13 protein-coding genes are annotated in these 18,969 nt (G+C 50.3%); 5 read left to right on the top strand and 8 right to left on the bottom strand.

The genetic code is table 11. The features are described from left to right. Positions 1 to 511: 511 nt before the first annotated feature. The 8 genes from ACN28Q_RS21205 to ACN28Q_RS21170 form a co-directional block, all read right to left on the bottom strand. Positions 512 to 2,275: a tannase/feruloyl esterase family alpha/beta hydrolase gene (locus tag ACN28Q_RS21205; protein ID WP_095848156.1), complete on the bottom strand. Its 1,764-nt coding sequence runs from the start codon at positions 2,273 to 2,275 to the stop codon at positions 512 to 514. 393 nt (positions 2,276 to 2,668) lie between these two features. Beyond that, positions 2,669 to 4,855 (bottom strand): TonB-dependent siderophore receptor, encoded by a 2,187-nt coding sequence (locus tag ACN28Q_RS21200; RefSeq protein WP_329957329.1) that lies wholly within the window; start codon positions 4,853 to 4,855, stop codon positions 2,669 to 2,671. A gap of 492 nt (positions 4,856 to 5,347) precedes the next feature. Next, positions 5,348 to 6,514: a glycerate kinase gene (locus ACN28Q_RS21195; RefSeq protein ID WP_095848154.1), complete on the bottom strand. Its 1,167-nt coding sequence runs from the start codon at positions 6,512 to 6,514 to the stop codon at positions 5,348 to 5,350. A gap of 72 nt (positions 6,515 to 6,586) precedes the next feature. Next, positions 6,587 to 7,915 carry an MFS transporter gene (locus ACN28Q_RS21190; RefSeq protein WP_095848153.1) on the bottom strand — a complete coding sequence of 443 codons (1,329 nt, stop codon included), beginning with the start codon at positions 7,913 to 7,915 and terminating at the stop codon, positions 6,587 to 6,589. Positions 7,916 to 8,156: 241 nt separating this feature from the next. Further along, entirely contained in the window at positions 8,157 to 9,656 is a 1,500-nt protein-coding gene (locus ACN28Q_RS21185) for a xylulokinase (protein WP_230469544.1), read from the bottom strand. 183 nt (positions 9,657 to 9,839) lie between these two features. Then, a complete protein-coding gene (locus tag ACN28Q_RS21180; protein WP_095848151.1) occupies positions 9,840 to 10,877 on the bottom strand; it encodes a zinc-dependent dehydrogenase in 1,038 nt (345 codons plus the stop codon). 30 nt (positions 10,878 to 10,907) lie between these two features. Beyond that, positions 10,908 to 11,717, bottom strand: coding sequence for a class I fructose-bisphosphate aldolase (locus tag ACN28Q_RS21175; protein WP_095848150.1), 810 nt, complete (start codon positions 11,715 to 11,717; stop codon positions 10,908 to 10,910). 97 nt (positions 11,718 to 11,814) lie between these two features. After that, positions 11,815 to 12,777 (bottom strand): D-2-hydroxyacid dehydrogenase, encoded by a 963-nt coding sequence (locus tag ACN28Q_RS21170; RefSeq protein WP_230469545.1) that lies wholly within the window; start codon positions 12,775 to 12,777, stop codon positions 11,815 to 11,817. 439 nt (positions 12,778 to 13,216) lie between these two features. On the opposite strand from ACN28Q_RS21170, the gene ACN28Q_RS21165 reads away from it, so the two are divergent. The 5 genes from ACN28Q_RS21165 (at position 13,217) to ACN28Q_RS21145 (ending at position 18,911) form a co-directional block, all read left to right on the top strand. Beyond that, positions 13,217 to 14,428, top strand: a complete 1,212-nt coding sequence (locus ACN28Q_RS21165) for a CdaR family transcriptional regulator (protein WP_095848149.1) — start codon at positions 13,217 to 13,219, stop codon at positions 14,426 to 14,428. Between the two features lie 305 nt (positions 14,429 to 14,733). Continuing rightward, a complete protein-coding gene (locus ACN28Q_RS21160; protein WP_095848148.1) occupies positions 14,734 to 15,963 on the top strand; it encodes a sensor histidine kinase in 1,230 nt (409 codons plus the stop codon). A gap of 17 nt (positions 15,964 to 15,980) precedes the next feature. Further along, complete coding sequence (locus ACN28Q_RS21155) at positions 15,981 to 17,057, top strand: response regulator transcription factor (protein WP_095848147.1); 1,077 nt, start codon at positions 15,981 to 15,983, stop codon at positions 17,055 to 17,057. A 120-nt stretch (positions 17,058 to 17,177) separates the two neighbouring features. Then, on the top strand, positions 17,178 to 18,329 hold the full coding sequence (gene metK, locus ACN28Q_RS21150) for a methionine adenosyltransferase (RefSeq protein ID WP_095848146.1): 1,152 nt from the start codon (positions 17,178 to 17,180) through the stop codon (positions 18,327 to 18,329). A 69-nt stretch (positions 18,330 to 18,398) separates the two neighbouring features. Next, complete coding sequence (locus tag ACN28Q_RS21145; RefSeq protein WP_095848145.1) at positions 18,399 to 18,911, top strand: BMC domain-containing protein; 513 nt, start codon at positions 18,399 to 18,401, stop codon at positions 18,909 to 18,911. The last annotated feature ends 58 nt before the right edge of the window (positions 18,912 to 18,969 follow it).

The following is an 18,969-nucleotide window of genomic DNA, read 5'->3' as shown; positions in this document are numbered from 1 at the left end:
ATTAATAACTCTCTTCGGTTCATCGTCATTCCTCTGCTGATTGGCGTTCAACAATCGCTCAAACGCTAAAATTTAGGCAAAAAAAAACCTAAACCCCTTTACTGCGGTGTAAGACACCACAGATAAAGAGATTTAGGTTTTGCCTCATGGCGCGGTGATGAAAACACGCCGCCCATAAAGTAACAATCCTGAATACCACCGCCCCGAAATAGCTGGCATTGGCAATAGTTTGAGTATGTTGTTATTTGGCCAATGAAGCAACAGCCCGCTGAAACACCTGTTTGCTTTTGTGACTAACTGCAAACTTTAAGCCTAATCGTGACGCAGCGTTAAATACGCGTCAATTCCCCCTACCTCCCCATCAGGCGGTGGCACGCCACCGCCTGATTTTCTTCCTTTTCAGACAATCGTGACAGTAGCGCACAGCATAGGCGCCATCCCCGCCCCAGACAGCCAGTGAACCCCGTTGACGGAGCGCGGTGTGGATATAGGTGCGGGCACGATAAGATCCTTAACGCTGCAGCGGCGTATAAGGCGTGAAGAAGTCCGCACCAGCCCAAGCCGGCATGTCAAAGGCAATCGCCGGGCCGCGTACAAAACTGGCGGCCTGATTCACATCCCCTTTACCGGCGTAGCTCACAGTATACGGCCACGGGTAAACGGGGCGGGTACGCAGGATCTTCACCGCCAGGGGCGCCGCAGGTTGATGTGCTTGCTTATCGGCCTTGCCCGGCTTATCGCCTACCGGAGCGCCAAAGTCGCTGGCGGCGGCTTGTTCAGGCTGGCTGGCGACGACCACTTCCGGCGCGGCACCCTTTTCAACCCAGCTCATCATCGGGGTGAGCAGATCCACCTGATACGGCCCTTCCCCGTTGCCGCAGTGGTACATGCCGGGGAACAGGTAAAGACGTGTAAAGGCATCGGCCTGGGTTTTACCCATCTGTTTTTCTACCGCCGTGTAATAGGCAATGGTGTTAATCGGCGATATATGCTGATCGGCCCAGCCGTGCCAGAGGATCAGCTTGCCGCCCGCGGCGGAAAAGGCGCTTAAATCCGGGTTGGTGGCATCAAACAGCGCGTGGCGTGGGCGCAGCTTATCGAAAGTGGCCAGATCGAACTTCATGTCGGCCAGGCCAAAACTGGCCGGCGGATTGGTTTCAAACGCCATATTGCGCAGCACCTGCAGCGAAACCATCTCGCTGAAGATTTTCTGATCGTGGGAGCTTGGCACGTAAACGCCGGTCCAGGCCAATTCAGAGCCGAACTGCGGGCCACCGGCCGTCAGGCGCGTGCCTGTCGCCGGATCGCGCGGGCCATCGTAGAATTTACGCACCACCCCCACTTCCGCCACCGTCAGGCAAGCCGATGTGTCTTCGGCGCCCGCCGGGCACTGCACAGTGGCCGGATCAAAGTGGCAGGCCAGCGGGTTCTGGATCAGCCCATCAGCCAGGCCGTCGAGTTTGTCACAGGCCGCGAGCACCGCTTGATGCAGGATCGGTAAACGTGATGCCAGCAAAATCGGCTTGCCATCCGCCCCGGTATTGGCACGTGCCTGCCAGGCATGGAACACCGCGTTCTGCGCCTGGAAGTTCAACGCGCTGGCGCCGGCGATAATACCATTAAAATCATCAGGATAACGTTGTGCTTCAATCAATGCCTCACGGCCACCGTCCGAGCAACCATTAAAATAGGCATAGGCGGCCTTCTGCCCGTAAAAGGCCTGAATCAGCGCTTTGGAGGCTACCGCCGTCAGATGTTGCGCACGGTGGGCAAAGTCCGCTCGCTTTTGCGGATCGCGCCCGAATGAGCCATCCTGATCCTGGTGCCCCATATCCGTGGCGGCAATAACAAAACCGCCGGCGTTCGACGGCGCACAGCCATCCGCCGCCCCCACGTTTTTCGCTACCCGGCCGCACAGCCCGCCGCAGCCAATCTGCAGATAGCGTTGCGTCCAACTTTCCGTCGGCAATTCCACCGAGAACGTAATTGACGGCGCCAGCACGCCCTCTACGGCGCAAACCGCCGCACCCTGGCTGGAGCGTTGTTCTTTCGCTGAAGTCACACGGCTGCCGCCGCCGCCGATAGCCGTCAGATCAAAGGTTGCCAGATTGGCACAGGCCGTAACGGGTTTAACGATCTCAAGCGCGGCATACTGTGCAGCCAGCGGCGTTTGCGCCGTAGCCGTCGATAAGGCGCTCCACGGCAACAGCGCGGCAGCCAGGCATGCCAGCCATGATGATCCAGATCCGCCTGAACGAACTTTGGGTGTAAGCATGAATGAAACCTCATTTCTTGTTGTTGATGACCACGGCGTTCGCATAACTCAGCGCCCAGCGCCGTGCCGACAAAGTGAGAGAGAAGCCTAATATAAACCAATCATCCGTCAGGTTTCTGATAAGAAAACGTTATTCTTTTCCGCAATGCGGGCATGCCATTCTTCGCTCGCGGTCTGGCAATAACGGGAAATCGCCGGTGCCGGCCGCAGGAAAAACCTATTGGCGATGAAGAGAAAAAACTGCGTGGCAAATCGTTATTCCACAAATGTGGATCATGAAAAAAGAGCAGAATGAGAGGCGCCCCATTCTGCCCTAAATCAGCAATATTTCTTTAGCATATTGCCCTGGCCGGATCCCGCGCTATCAACGGTAACCGGCCAGGGCGATGCCGATTAGAATGACATAGTCAGCCCGGCGTAGTAAGCACGACCCGGTTGGTTATAGGTGATAGCCCCGTTGTTTTCACGATAGATTTTTTTATCGAAGAGGTTGCTGATACCCGTATTCACCCGCAGGTTCTTCATCACGTCGTAGTTCACCCCTACGCCAACGATGGAGTAAGCACCAAGTTCATCGGTAGCCATCGAGTTTAACTCTGTACGTTTGTCGGCATATTGACGCGGTTTTTGACGGCCGTACATAGTCCAGGTGGCATTGGTGGACAGCTTGTCGGTAACCTGCCAATCCAGCATGGTGTTGATGGTATATTTCGGAATAACAGACAGCGGGTTACCCGTCTCTTTATTCTTGGACGTGATCATGTAGGTAGCATTGGTGCGCCAGTTAAGCGTATCGCGGATAACCGGCACCACCAGGTTAGCTTCCAGCCCTTCCACTAGCGCCTTACCGCCGTTTTCCCAACGCAGAATGTACTTATTGTCGGACGCCTGGCCTAAGACGTCGGTACCGGAGACAATCTTATTCTGGTAATCATTACGGAAATAAGTGATACCCGCATCGTAGCCGTTATGGGTGAACTCCAGGCCAATTTCTTTGTTGATACTAATTTCCGGCTTCAGATTACCGTTCCCCAGCAGATAGCAACCGTTATCCGTGGGTATCGTTACCGGGCACCCATTACCGCTGGTGCTTAATAAATAACCTTCACTAGACTGATACAGGTTAGGCGCTTTGAACACGCGGGCGATACCGGCCTTCAGCTTGAAGTATTCACCCAGCTCCTGCGATGCGTTCAGGCTTGGGCTCCAGTTGCTGCCAAATTTGCTGTGATAGTCGAAACGCAGCCCGGGAATGATAATGGTGCCCGGTACGGCTTCAATATTGTCTTCAAAATAAATCGCACTTAGCTCCGCGCTGTTTTTAGTACTACGCGCAGACGCATCGCCCGATATGTCGTCAATGGTCACCCCACTTGCAGAGGTCGCTTGCATTGAGGCCGGATCGTTTAGCTGCTCACGGTTCCATTCGGCGCCCAGCGTCACCGTTTGCTCAACCAGCAGATTGAGCGGAATGTTCACTTCACCGTTGGCTTTGTAGTTCTCCAGACGGCTGGTGGAGTATTCGTCACTGTTGATCATCCCTTCAACACGCCCGGTCGAACCTTCCTTCAGACGGGTGTTGTTGGTTTTTTCATAGTAGAAGCCCAGACGCGACTGGCCCCAATCCCAGATACCGTTGTGGGTGACACCATAGGACTGGCGATACATGCGGTTGGTTTCCGCGCCATACAGCGACGGCACCAGTGAACTAAGGTTACCGTTACTGTACTGGGTATCGCCGGCGTAGATATTGCCCTGGCGGCTGTAGGCGTATTCGAAGTCCACGATCTGCTGTGGATTGATTTTCCATGACAGCAGCGTGTTGATGTCCTTGTTGCGTACCCCTTCGCGCCCGGCCGCGTAAGAACCGTTTTGCTGGGTGTTGATGTCATAGGCATCGGCGTCGGTTTTGTTGATGTTGCCGTACATGCGCATGGTCAGCACATCTTCAATCAACGAACCGCTCAGGCTCACGTTGGCCCTTTTGGTCGCCCCTTCTTTATCGTTTTCAGGCTGGTTGGTATACAGGGAAAGCGAGCCATGCCAGTCTTTGGTTGGGCGCTTGGTGATAATATTGACCACCCCGCCCGCCGCGCCGGAGCCATAGCGTGCGGCAGCCGGCCCGCGCAGCACTTCAATACGCTCAACCATTTCCGCCGGCACCCAGTTGGTGTCGCCGCGCGTATCACGCTCGCCGCGCCAACTGTAGCGCACAGAGTTGCGTGACATCACCGGTTTGCCATCGATCAGGATCAGCGTGTTTTCCGGGCCCATACCGCGGATGTCGATTTGGCGGTTGTTGCCACGGTCGCCGCTGGCGCTGTTCCCGGTCAGGTTCACGCCTGGCATTTTACGGATAATATCGGAGAGATCGTTTACTGGAGGATCTTTTTTGATGTCTTCAGCGGTAATGATCGAGACACCCGGCTGCTGTTTGAGTTCTTGTTCTGCGGTGGCATGAACAACCAGAGTATCAGCCGAGTCAGTTTGATCTTCATCAGCAGCATAGGCATTGGCGCTGAGCAACCCGGCTAGCAGCAACGCAAGCGGTGTTTTTTTGTAATCTATTTTTACATTCACAGACCAAATCTCCATATTGTGTGTAGATATGCAAGTAAATGCGCATGATAATGATAACTATTATTATTGTAAACAATGTAAATAAATCTCCATATTTTCCTCACAATGTTCCATTTGGTGTAATTAAGTGAATAATTAACTTATTTCGTTAATAAATAATTCAGTTTTATAACTATATTCTTCTGGAAATGGCTTAATAAGGCGTTAAAGCCCCCGCAAATAGGTAACAAATCTTTATCTCATACCCTTTCCCTTGGCGGCTCGGGCGCTTTACAAATGATGGTTAGGGGGGATGGCTGTTCCCACAAAGGATTGCACATAGTGTAAAAAACCGTGAGGTGGTCGGCGCCAGGGGAATATCCCCTTAATAGAAGAAGGGATAATGAAACACGGTAGAAAACCAGGATAGGTTCTAAGGATTTCACCGGGCGGCCCAAAAGCGCTGCCCCGGCTTTTATAGAGTTACAATTGGCATTTCCTCGTTGTACAGTCTCAACAAGGGCTTTCGCAACGGCCTGTTTTTAGCCGCTGCCCGATCTTTAACGTGTGGGCTATATTCCTGGCGCAAACATGGATATTTTCAGAGGCGTTTCCCAGCGCACCGGTCAACGTGGTTACTTTGTTTAATATACTGAATGCCGAATCAATCCCGTGGGCATAAACCTCTTCAACGCCGTCGCCAAAGCAGCCGGCAATCACGATAACAGGAATGCCATGCGCCTTTGCCAGATGCGCAACGCCGATGGGCACTTTCCCATTAATACTTTGATTATCGATCCGCCCTTCACCGGTAATCACCAGATCGGCATCCCTAATGATCTCTTTCAACTTAAGAGATTCGGCGATGATATCGAACCCAGGCTTTAATTCTGAGCGAAAAAAAGCCAGCAGCGCCGCCCCCATCCCACCGGCGGCCCCCGCTCCAGGCACATCCGCTACCTCAATATTTAAATCACGTTTGATGACATAGGCAAAATGAGCCAGATTGTTATCCAACTGAACGATGGTTTTCTTCGTTGCGCCTTTCTGCGGGCCGAAAATCGCCGAAGCGCCATATTCACCCAATAGCGGATTCGTCACATCACAAGCAATGTGGAACTGGCAGGATAAAAGCCGCTTATCCATGCCAGACACATCAATTTTATCCAGCTTTGCCAACCCACCGCCGCCGAAAGGAATTTGCCTGCCTCGCTTATCAAGCAAACGCCCCCCCAGCGCCTGTATCATCCCCGCCCCGCCGTCATTGGTCGCGCTACCGCCGATGCCAATAATAAAACGACGCGCGCCCTGATCCAGAGCGGCTTTTATCAATTCCCCCGTGCCGAACGAGGTCGTGATCAGCGGATTACGTTTTTCTGGCGGCACCAACGCCAGCCCACTGGCCGCGGCCATTTCAATAAACGCGCAGGTTTTATCACGTGACAGGCCCAGAAAAGCACAGACTTTGTTCCCCAAGGGCCCGGTAACCTCTGCCTCCACGATGCTGCCCTGGATAGACTCGATCATTGTCACTACGGTCCCTTCCCCGCCATCAGCTACCGGGCATTTGATGTAGCATGCGTTGGGGAAGACTTCCATAAACCCTTTTTGAATATGAATTGCTACATCTAAAGCTGATAAACTCTCTTTAAATGAATCAGTCGCAATAATTATCTTCATCAGAAAAAAACCTCTCCACATCCGTTACAGCGTTTATCAGCTTGCCAAATAGTGAGTTAAATAAACCGAGCGTTATTTCGGCTCATCAATAATAAAGATCATGATCAATCCAATCACCGCGCAAACACCAAAATAGGTGAATACGGCGCCAAAATTCCCGGTAATATCCAATAAATAGCCCGCAACCATCGGTGAGACAAAACCACCCAAATTACCCCCACTGTTAACCAGCGATATAGCAATAGGATAATTCTTGCGATCGACAATTCCCATTGGGTAAGCGGTGAAAGCCGGCCAACCGATATTGAGCATTAACCCGACAAAAAACAGAGCGGCGGCCAGAATCGTGGTATTCCCAGGTATATTCACCATGATATACATCATGATCATCGTAGAGAAAGCAGTAAATAACATTGTCGGTTTACGCCGCCGCCCCAGCACTTTATCGGAGAACCATCCGCCAAAAATGGCACCGACAAAGCCACCGATAAACGGCATCGCGGCTATAAAACCCATTTTTATAAATGAAAAACCTTTTTCATTAACAAGATAGGAAGGTACCCATGTCAAAATACCATAAAGGATACTGACCATCATAAAGTACGCTATCGTGTTACCCCAGATGTTCCTGGATTTAAATATTTTTGCCGCTGAATCAATCGGAACAACTGATTTAGTACGGATGAATTTATCAAGCGACTGAAATTTATCGGCAATAACGATATTGCCTTCCACTTTGGCATTATCTACCGTGGCGTCTGAAGAACGGATATATTGCAGCTCGCTTTCTGAAACAAATTTACTCTCTTCAGGCCGGGATTTTACCAAGATAAACCAAAGTAATGCCAGAAATATGCCCGGTATGGCAAAGGCAAAAAATACCCAACGCCAGCCATAGGCGAGAGAGATCCAGACCACCAAGGGCGGCACAAGAATAGGTGCGAACATGGTGGAAGCAATGTAGACCCCCGTTGCCGTTGCTTTTTCTTTCGGCGGGAACCAGTTATTGATGGTTGAGGTTAATCCGACGGGCGTCGGCCCTTCCGCAACCCCCAGGCCAAAGCGAAGCCACTTAATCGCAAATGCAGAGTTGGCGGTGCCGATCAGCCACGTGAAAAGTGAAAAGCCAAGAATAGAAAACGAAATGATGCCCCGAACCCCTCTTTTCGCCATGAGAAACCCGGCGGGGATTTGGCATAGCGCATAGCCCAGGAAGAACATACTGGCTAGCGAACCGGCCTCAAAATTATTCAGCTTAAACTCTTCAACGATAAAAGGCAGAACGGCACCAATATTTGATCGATCGGCATAGTTAAGTGCATAAACAATGAATATCATAACAAGAACAAACCAACGATAATTTGTCTTTGGTTTTATTCCATTTATAGTCGCGTTTATCATAATGTTACCCTACCGAGTAAACTGTTTATTTGGATATTTTCAAATTAAGGCATTTGAAAACACTGTTTTATGATCGTAATGTAAACATCTTACAACGGAGAAAACGTTATCCCTTATTGGTAAATATAAAGGCCAACATTCCCTAATTATGTTTTACAGTTATCTATCCCAATGCACGGCCTAAGACGGAAAGAACGCCAGGCAGCCTGATACAAAAACATTTCATGCAGAAAAAACAACGTCAGTTTATAAGCAACTTATGCATAACTTTTTTTAGTGATGGGTAGAGTGATTCGTAAATTTCGAAATTCTTTTCATATATCTCTTTAATTTTCAAATCACGGTTCGGCTTAAATGACACCTCATCGGTTCTGATAATAGGAAGATCCGGATCATTAATACCGCAAAACTCACCGGCGCCCGTCGCGCCAATGATTGCCGCACCAAAAGCAGCGGCGTCGCTGCTCTGCGATATGCTGTACTCCACCTGAAGAATATCCGCTTTGATTTGAGTCCAAAGGTTGTTACGTGAGCCACCGCCAACGCTCAGAAGCTCATCCAGCGTGACGCCCCACTTCTCGTGCGCGATTTTAAGCAATTGCTTCATGCCAAAGGCGGTACCTTCAAATGCAGCCCTGATCATATCATTGCGATCGTGAGACAAACGTAGCCCAATCCATGCGCCGGAAGCCTTAGCGTCCCAGATAGGGCTTCTTTCCCCGGCAAGATAAGGCAAATAGATTAGCCCCCTGGCGCCAGGCTCTGACGCACTCGCCAATTTCTCCAGGCTTTTATGATCGTTAACCTCTGGCCAGACGGATTGATTAAGCCAGCCAAAAGTGCCCCCCGTGGTTGACATTGCGCCATGAGCCAACCATTGGTTTGGTACCACGTGATAACGGTTCATAAAGCGGCTGTCGAAGTTTGGCGTGTCCAGGCAAAACGTAATAACCCCCGAAGTCCCGGTAGATTCGAACGCGCTGCCGCCGTCGATCAAACCAACAGCAAACGCCGATGCGGCCGTATCCGCAGAACCCAGCACGATCGGAATACCACTCATTAACCCTGTCTCTTTTGATACCGCCTCGTTGACATGGCCAATCACAGAGGTGCACTGATAGATCGGCGGGAGAATATCGTGATCGAATGCCCAAAACTTCAGCAACGATGCAGACCATTTCGGCGCTCTGGCTAGCGCCACAGCCCCCGAATAGGCCGCCTGGGTTGGATCAATCCCGAGCTTGCGGCTCCCCAGTTTTAGCGCTAAAAATCCATTAAACAGCACCATACGGTGCACTTTTTTCATCAATTCGGGTTGATTCTGCTGTAACCAGCCCAGCGTCCCCACCCAACATGCGGACGGGCTTGGGCTGTTACAGATCAGACTTTTGACGCTTTCCTGATCTTCCCCGAGCGTTTGGTGAATAAAGGCCTCGGAACGGCCGTCCAAATAAGTAATCGCATTGCATACCGGATTATTAGCTTTATCTAATAAAACCAACGTAGGGCAAGCGACAGAAAGACCAATTGAAATAATGTTATCGACTTTTTCGGTCACTTCCTTTATCGCTGAAACAACCTGTTGCCAATACTCCGACAAATTGATTTCATGATTTCGTGAAGATTTTGAAATAATCTTTGTGTCTCTAGATGCTTTAGCCAGTAGTTCACCATGAAAATTAAATGCGCAAACCTTTACGCTGCTACTTCCGGCATCAATGCCTAAATAGGCTTTATTCATCTTATTCACCTCCATTAGGCGAAGGCTAGGTTGTATTCCACAATAATGCGTGAACACCGCTGGCAGTCATTGGGCTGGGGCCCAAGCCCGATCGCTACATAATCAGGCTTGAACATAGGCCCAGCCCGGCGCACTTTGTTTTGATCACAGGCCTTAGGGCCAACTATCTATTACGGACACAACCTAGTTATTAATAATTATTTTTATCGCCGCCCCCTCAAGGGCGCATTTAAAGGCATCTTCTACGTTTTCCAACGCAAAGCGATGACTGATCAGTTTTTCAACGTTAATTTGCCCCGAACTAATTAACGACAAGGCCGTTCTATACCCTTCCCGGCTGAGTGCACTGGCCCCGGTAATAATTAATTCGTTATAGTGAATAATATTCACATCGATACTGGCCATATCATCTTTTGAAAAACCGGCAAAAAGGTTTATGCGGCCGCCCTTGCGTGCCAGCGCTAACGATGCGTTGACCAGTGATGGAATACCAATCGCCATAATGACGACGTCAGCACCAACACCGCCGGTTTCTGCCAGCACCTTTCCGTGTAGATCCTCCTGGCTGGAATCAACGACATAGTCGGCACCGCACTGCAACGCCGCCTCGCGCCGCTGTGCATTCAACTCGCTGACAATAATTTTTGATGCGCCGGATAACCGTGCCAGCATGATATGCATCAGGCCAATCGGGCCGGCCCCGACAATCACCACGGTGTCGCCCAGTTCAATGCCCACATTTTTTTGGCCATTAATACAGCAGGCCAAGGGTTCGGCTAAGGCTGCAGCGTCATGGGTAATTCCCTCTGGGATGTTAAATACATTCCCCGCTTCCAGAGCAATTGCGGGTATGCGTACGTATTCGGCAAAAGCGCCATCAAATTCATAGCCAATCGCCTGCCGGTTCAGGCACACGTTTTCTTTGCCATTACGGCAATATACGCAGGCACGGCATGGGATCACCGGATCAACAGCAATGTGATCCGCGACCTTAAATTGCCTGACGCCTTGACCGACTTCGACAACTTCACCCGAGAATTCATGACCAATCACCGAAGGGTAACGCACTCCCTTGGTTTTTTTCCCGGTGACAATACGCCCATCCGTCCCACAGATTGCGGCGGACTTAACCCGGATAACCAACTCACCGGCATTCGCCTTGGGCTTTTCAACTTCTGCCAGTTCAAGTTTATTGGCCGCGAATAACACTGCTGCTTTCATCTCATTTCCTCCAGCATAAGTAGCAAACGGTTATTTGCCGCCGGCCTGTTGATAAACAGCAATCGCCTGATCAACGCTACAGTCACTGTTAATCAGAGCATCCAAGGCTTTCACCACCGCAGTCGGGGTTTCATGCTGCCAGACAAAACGCCCATAGGTAACGCCGCCGACGCCGATATCCAGCGCCTTACGGGTATTGGTTAAGAAACTCACCAGATCGCTCCCCATATCCCCACCGGCTAATGCCACCATTGCCGGGCAACAATCAACAACTTCCTTGAACGTTTCCGCCGAGCCCGACCACAGGGTTTTGATGATATCCACGCCCAATTCCGCCCCGGCGCGTACGCAATAAGCCAGGTTTTTCGGATCGAATGAATCTTCGATCATCGGCCCTTTGGGATAAATATGCGCCACTACCGGCAAGCCCACGGAACCGGCCGCTTTGGTTACCTGGCCGAGGAAGGTTAATTGCCTGGCCTGTTCTGGCCCGCCAAGAATACAACCAACGGAAATTGCATCAGCGCCAAAACGAATGGCTTCTTCAACATCTGCCACCGGGGTGTCGTATGCTTCATGATAAGGAATCGAATAGCTGGTGGCTTTCATGATAATTGACACATCGGAAGCCGCGTAAGGTGCAAATACTTTTTCAATAATGCCTTTATGCATCGTGATGGCATCCGGCTTCCCGGCAACGACCTTCTCCATCGCCGTATTAATATCGCCAATCCCAGGCAGAACGCCGCGCGTGATCGGGTGATCCATGGTGATCGCCAACAGGCGGCCGGAATGTGGGTTCAACAAGCGGTTCATACGAATTTTTTTGCCTAAGAACATAGTATTACCTCTTTGTATTATTAAAAAACAGCATACCCTTTCACACCTAAAATAACGGGCAGTTGAGTTATGGATTATTGGATATAACGTGGCAAAGCTAATTAACTAAATTAATTGGCTCTCCAGACAAATAAGCATTGATATTTTCTATCAGCTTATCGGCTAATGTTTGAATCGCCTCAAAGCTAGCCCAGGATATATGTGGCGTCAGAATAAAATTGGGCAGTTTGGTCAGGGCCATGATCAAATCCTGCGGTGCTGGTGGCTCGTTAACCGCCACATCAAAGGCCGCGCCGGCGATCTGGCCTTGAGTTAATGCATAATAGAGTGCTTTTTCATTGACGATCCCGCCCCGAGCCGTATTAATAACCAAACAGCTCGGCTTCATTTTTTCAAACTCGGCGCTATTTATCATGTTACGGGTTGAATCAAGCAATGGGCAATGAATCGAGATAATATCGCTCTCGCGCAATACCTCTTCAAACTGTGTATACAGCGGCCCCATGGATGAATTCCCCTTATATGCGGAGAATAAAACTTTCATTCCAAAACTTTTGGCAATTTCCGCCACGGCCTTACCTAAGACACCATCGCCAATCAACCCCAGCGTACAGCCCGACAGGTTTTTAATCGGATAATCGAAGAAACAAAACTGGCCGGCACGTTGCCAACGCCCGCAGCAAACAGCCTGATGATAGGCAATGATGCTGCGCCGCAGGGCCAACATTAATGCAAAGGTATGTTCAGGAACCGAATTCATCGCATAATGGCGGATATTCGCGACGGAAACCCCCCGCTCTTTACAGGCCGCAAGATCAACAACATCGGTGCCTGTTGCAGCAACGGCAATAAAACGTAATTTAGCGGATTTTTGTAATATTTCCCTGGTGATTTTTACTTTATTGGTGATAATGATATCAGCATCATTGATGCGTAATGAAATATCTTCCGGACTTGTATTCTCGTAAAGGACTATTTCATTAGGCGCATTGATCTTATTCAACACGATTCCCGGCGGGAACGTTGCGTGATCTAAAAAAACAATCTTTATCTTCTCCACCTTATCACTCACCTTATCATTGTGATGCAACAACACGTCCAATCGATGGGTTAATAATACGCGAAGGATAGAAAAAGCATTTTATGCAACTGCACAAAAATAATGTGGGCTAATGCCAATAAGCCATTCAAATGCACAAAATCGCGTTATACGGATCACACAATCATTTTCTACCGCGCGTTGTTCGGCCCCCGGTTCTGTGCAAAAAGAGCCGCGCCAATCTGTTATTACGCGTAACGCGATAAAAAGCATACTTGCACAAAAAATCAGGCTATTTCGCATCTCGCCAATTTACGTTGATAGGCGCGAGCAAAAAAATGTGATGTCTTTTCCATCTTCACATTTATCCCAGACCTTTTGTGCATTTGCACAATATGCCATGCAGTTTATTACATGTAGGCTCAGTCAAATCCGTGTCTTGGCCCAAATGGAGATCCTTATGGCAGCTTATCATCTCGATGGTAGACTGGCCCAAGTTATCGTTGATCGTACGATGAAGATTATCGACAGCAATGTTAACGTGATGGACAACCGCGGCCGAATTATCGGCAGTGGCGATCAGGATCGGATAGGCGAATTACACGAAGGCGCGCTATTGGCTATCTTGCAAGAGCGCATCGTTGAAATTGACGAGGCCGCCACCCATAACTTGCACGGCGTTAAGCCCGGCGTGAATTTACCGTTACGTGTCGAGGGCAACATCGTTGGCGCCATTGGTTTAACCGGTTCGCCAAAGGCGCTACGCCGTTATGGCGAGTTGGTCTGTATGACCGCAGAAATGATGTTGGAACAGGCGCGGCTGATGCATATGCTGGCGCAAAATACCCGCCTGCGCGAAGAGCTGGTGCTTAACTTGATCCACGCCGAGAAATTCTCCCCTCCTTTGATAGAATGGGCGCCGCGGCTGGGGATTGATCTGAATCTGCAACGGGTTGTCGTGGTGGTTGAAGTCGACAGCGGCCAGTTAGGCGTAGAAAGCGCGATGGAAGAACTCCAACAATTGCAAACGTTACTGCTTACCTCTGAGCGCGATAATCTGATCGCCATTGTTTCACTTTCACAGATGGTGGTGCTTAAACCCGCGCTGAACGCTCGCGGGCGTTGGGATCCGGATATCCATCGCCAGAAGCTGCAACAGTTGCTCTCGCGCATGTCCAAAAGCAGCCAGTTGAAAATACGCCTGGCGCTAGGCAACTATTTCCCCGACGACGGCGGGATCGCCCGGTCCTACCGTACAGCCCGCACCACCATGGCCGTGGGCAAACAGCGCATGCCGAATCAGCGCAGCTACTTTTATCAGGATATGGTGTTGCCGGTGCTGCTTGACAGCCTACGGGGAGGATGGCAAGCGTGCGAGCTGGTGCGCCCACTGGCCAAACTGCGGGGTATGGACGGTAATGGCCTACTGCGGCGCACCCTGGACGCCTGGTTCGCCAACAACGTCCAGCCCAGCTCTACAGCCAAAGCTTTATTTATCCATCGCAATACCCTTGAATACCGCCTTACGCGCATCTCGGATCTCACTGGCCTTAACCTGAGTAATTTTGACGATCGGCTGTTGCTTTACATCGCCCTGCAGTTGGATAACGGCAAGCCGGAACACGCCATGGCCGGCCAGCAGTCTGATTTACGACTATCTTCCCATTTCTAGGCGCACAGCCGCATCGCTGATTTCCCGGCCCGCCAGGCTACATGCGACAACTTTTTGGTTACGGCCTGGCGCATAAAAAAGCGTCTTTTCGCGCCGGCCTCATTAGGGCAATTTCACTTGCCAATTATGTCTACAAGGGCAATGTCTTAATTTACCTTTTGATAACACGCGCGAAACATTAAATAATCGATAGGTTCGGTTGCCGATTTTATATTTCTCTGTTGTGACCCGTTTCAATATTTTCTCTGGAAAAATCGTATACATTCTATGGGTAATTTTATTTATTTGTCCTGCAGGTGGATCATATGAATAATAAATATAAGCTGCACGAATTCCTTGATGTAAAAAGGCTGCAGACACTTCAGGATAATTTCAGTAAGTCGATGATGATTGCACTTGTCGTTGTCGATGAAAACGGCGTCCCGGTCACTAAACCCAGCGGCTTTTCTGATTTTTGCGCCCGCTCCCGCATGACCCCTGCTCTGGCAAACCATTGCTATGAGAGTGACGATGCGGGTGGCCGCTCGGCAATGCTGGCGGGCAAGCCGGTGGTTTATCGCTGTTACTGCGGCTTTGTCGAGTTTGCCGTGCCGATTATGATTAACGATCATTATCTTGGCGCATTTATATCCGGGCAGGTAAAAGTCGAACAAGAAATTGAACAAACGATACCTTATATTCTCGATAATACGGCCATTTGGCAAGAAATCCCCAGGTTGGTTAATTTGCATCAGAATACGAAACGTATGCCCTATGAACGTTTCGAATCGACTGCATATACCCTGCTACACGTTTCGTCCTATCTGGTTGAACAGGCGCATGCCAATAATATTCAGCGGGAGCTTCATAAAAAGGATCTTGAATTAACCGATGAACTGCGCAAGCGGGTTGAAATAGAACGCTCACTGCATGAAGCTGAGTTCAAAGCCTTATCCTATCAGATCAGCCCACACTTCTTATTTAACGTACTAAATACCATTGGCCGCCTGGCTTTTTTGGAAGGCGCGCAGCGCACCGAAACAATGGTGCATGACTTCTCCGATATGATGCGTTATTTACTACGTAAAAATAACCATGGGTTAATAACGCTCAGGAATGAAATAAATTATGTCACGAGCTACATGTCGATTCAAAAAGTCAGAATGAATGACAGGTTCAATTATGTATGCGATATACCAGAAAAATACCTGGATATCGTTTGCCCCTTCCTGATATTGCAACCCCTGGTTGAAAACTTTTTCAATTACGTAGTGGAACCACGTGAAATAAGTAGCCAATTGGTTATCCGTGCTACTGACGATGGCCATGATGTCATTATCGAAGTCAGCGATAATGGCGATGGTATTTCCGCACAAGACATTGATAATATTTTATCCGGCGATGAAACCCGCCGGAAAGGTGGGATCGGCATTAATAATATAAAAAACCGACTCCAGCTATTATTCGGTGAAAGCTATGGTTTGGAAATAATAAGTCCACATAAACCGCAAATGGGCACCACGATAAAACTACGATTTCCAATGCTACAGGCCTAAGATGCCGGGGATAGATTATGTATAATATAGTGATTGTCGAAGACGAACATATTGAGTCCGAAGCGTTACGCAGAATCATCTCGCGCTGTGTCGAAAATTCGGTGATCCACGAAGCCGCAACCGGCAAAAAAGCGATTCAGCTTATCGATCAGCTCAACCGAATTGATATGATGTTTGTAGATATCAATATCCCGTTGCCCAACGGCAGCCAGGTGATCCAATACCTAAGGAGAAACAATAACGACACCAAAGTCATCGTCACAACGGCCAATGATGACTTTGATATTGTACGCAGCATGTTGAATCTGAATGTCGATGACTATCTGCTAAAGCCGGTTAAACAAAGTACGCTGACCGCCACCATTAAAAAAACGCTTAACCATAGCGATGACGATAATGCGATTTCCCGTGAGATGAAGCAAAAAATCGCTGCGCTTATTGATGCTTGCAGTTACCGGCAGTGGCATGATTATTTGTTCGACACGCTCAATGGCAAGCAGAGCGCCACACCGGGCGAACAGAATAAGGCCTTCAGCGATTTTCTTGAGGTGCTTAATCAATACCTTGCAGGAAAAGAAGAAAAAATCAGCGCGCTGGGCAAAAAGGTGGATAACGTGATCCATGAGGTGGCCTTGCATGGGCTCACCAGCCACAGTTATTACCGCATTATGCTGGCGATGTTGAGCATCAGCGAAGAGATCTTCGATTACAGCTTTAAACACCTCAACGCCAATATGGACTTTGTCGAGCGAGCGAAATTCCATATTGAGAAAAATATATTGAAAAACATCACGTTGGATGACATTGCGACCCACGCTTTCGTCAGCTCATGCTATCTGAGCCGTGCCTTTAAAAAAGCGACCGGCACGGGTTTTTCCAACTATATCGCTAACCGAAAAATGGCGATCGCCAAATCGCTATTGCGGTTTAGCGATCTCAAGGTGAACACCATTGCATTAGAGTTATCCTATCAGGACGCCAACTATTTCTGCCGGATATTTAAAAAAGAAACCGATATGGCGCCTTCAGATTATCGCAAGGCGTGCTTACCGGCGCCGCATGCCGCGGGCGGGCAACCCTGCCATGCCTGTTAATTTTGTACCAATGCCAGGAGGGAAAACAAAAAAGTCCACCATGCAGGCAATATAGTTCACGCTAACGCTTTACGCTTATTTATATAATTGGATCAAACCATTATAACAAGCGGCGTTGGCGTGAATGACTCTCTGTTTACCTCAGAATCGGTGGCCGAAGGGCACCCGGACAAAATGGCCGACCAGATTGCGGATGCAATACTGGACGCCATCCTGTTGCAGGATCCCTGGGCCAAAGTCGCCTGTGAATGCCTGCTCAAAACCGGCGTCGCTGTTGTAGCCGGTGAAATATCCACCCATGCCACCGTGGATATTGAACAGATCGTCCGCAACACGATCAGAGATATTGGCTACGTGGGTTGCGGCGTGGGCTTTGATGCACTCACCTGCGGCGTGTTGAATATCCTGGGCAAACAGTCTGGCGATATCGCGCAAGGCACCCGCGGCGAATCCCCGCAGCACCTGGGCGCCGGCGACCAGGGCATAACCTTTGGTTACGCCTGTAATGAAACAGCGGAATATATGCCGGCGCCGCTGATATACGCCCACCGCCTGATGGAACGCCAGGCGTTACTGCGCAAATCGCGGCGCCTGCCGTTTCTGTTGCCCGATGCCAAAAGCCAGGTGACGTTGCGCTATCACCAACGTAACGTGCAATACGCCGATGCCATCGTGGTTTCCACACAGCACTGTGCCGATATTTCGCTGGCAGCGCTGCGCGAAGCGGTCGTCGAAGAGATTATCAAGCCCGTTATTCCCTCCCATTGGCTAACCCCAGCCACCCGCCTGCTGGTTAACCCCGCCGGGCAATTTATCATCGGTGGCCCGGTTGCGGACTGCGGCCTGACCGGCAGAAAAATTATTGTCGACACCTACGGCGGTGCTGCCCACCACGGCGGCGGCGCATTTTCAGGCAAGGATCCCTCCAAGGTTGATCGTTCGGCCGCCTACGCCGCACGCTATGTGGCAAAAAATATCGTCGCCGCCGGGCTGGCTTCGCACTGTGAAATCCAGCTTGCCTGGGCTATTGGCGTGCCGCACCCGGTGGCGCTGAGCGTGGAGACTTTCGGCAGCGGCAAACTGCCCGCAGAGAAATTGCAGCAGTTGGTCTATCGGCATTTTGATCTTAGCGTTTTCGGCATGATCCAGATGCTGGATCTGTTGGCGCCCCGCTATCGCCAAACGGCTTGCTACGGGCATTTTGGCCGGGAAATATTTCCCTGGGAAAAGACGGATAAGGCAGAAATATTACGTGAAGACGCCCAACGATAACGGGTTATACGCCGCCAGGCTGGGGCGGCCAGAGATGCCACATCATGAATACATCAACAGGAGAAGGTTATGACCGGGCAAAGTTTAGGTTTGATTGAAACCGTCGGCCTGGCCGCGGCAATAGCAGCGGCGGACGCCGCCGTAAAATCCGCGAATGTCAGCCTGGTGGGTTATGAACTCACCAAAGGCGGCGGCCTGGTGACGGTCAAACTGGAAGGCGAAGTTGGCGCAATCAACGCCGCCGTGGCTGCGGCGATCGTGGCCGCCGGCAAGGTTGGCCAGGTTTATGGCCACAGGGTTATTGCCCGTACGGCGCAACATATTGCCAGCCTGGTTCACTCGGCCGAAACGATCGGCCAAGCGCCCGCGCAACAGGCGCCGGCAACCCCCGCAAGCGATAAGATCCCCGTGGTCAACGTTGAGCCTGATCTGGCAACATCCTGCCTGGAAAGCGTGGAAGCAACTCCCCAACCCACTGCAGCAGAGGCACCGCCGGCCGTAGAACCACCAGCCGCTGAGCCAGAACCGGATGGCGTGAAGAAAAACACGCGCCCTACAGCAAAAAAAGGCGGCAACAAATAACCCCAGGCAAGAACCAGCACATTTAACCTTTCCCCGCCACCCGCAAAGCTGGCGGGGT

This window comes from Gibbsiella quercinecans, from assembly GCF_002291425.1.
Classification (GTDB): domain Bacteria; phylum Pseudomonadota; class Gammaproteobacteria; order Enterobacterales; family Enterobacteriaceae; genus Gibbsiella; species Gibbsiella quercinecans.
This window is presented reverse-complemented; position numbering and strand designations above follow the sequence as displayed.

Coding starts and splice junctions, on each gene's coding strand:
- ACN28Q_RS21165 (WP_095848149.1), top strand. CDS start 13,217: ATGGCAGCTTATCATCTCGATGGTAGACTGGCCCAAGTTATCGTTGAT.
- ACN28Q_RS21195 (WP_095848154.1), bottom strand. CDS start 6,514: ATGAAGATAATTATTGCGACTGATTCATTTAAAGAGAGTTTATCAGCT.
- ACN28Q_RS21175 (WP_095848150.1), bottom strand. CDS start 11,717: ATGTTCTTAGGCAAAAAAATTCGTATGAACCGCTTGTTGAACCCACAT.
- ACN28Q_RS21190 (WP_095848153.1), bottom strand. CDS start 7,915: ATGATAAACGCGACTATAAATGGAATAAAACCAAAGACAAATTATCGT.
- ACN28Q_RS21145 (WP_095848145.1), top strand. CDS start 18,399: ATGACCGGGCAAAGTTTAGGTTTGATTGAAACCGTCGGCCTGGCCGCG.
- ACN28Q_RS21155 (WP_095848147.1), top strand. CDS start 15,981: ATGTATAATATAGTGATTGTCGAAGACGAACATATTGAGTCCGAAGCG.
- ACN28Q_RS21185 (WP_230469544.1), bottom strand. CDS start 9,656: ATGAATAAAGCCTATTTAGGCATTGATGCCGGAAGTAGCAGCGTAAAG.
- ACN28Q_RS21205 (WP_095848156.1), bottom strand. CDS start 2,275: ATGCTTACACCCAAAGTTCGTTCAGGCGGATCTGGATCATCATGGCTG.
- ACN28Q_RS21160 (WP_095848148.1), top strand. CDS start 14,734: ATGAATAATAAATATAAGCTGCACGAATTCCTTGATGTAAAAAGGCTG.
- ACN28Q_RS21180 (WP_095848151.1), bottom strand. CDS start 10,877: ATGAAAGCAGCAGTGTTATTCGCGGCCAATAAACTTGAACTGGCAGAA.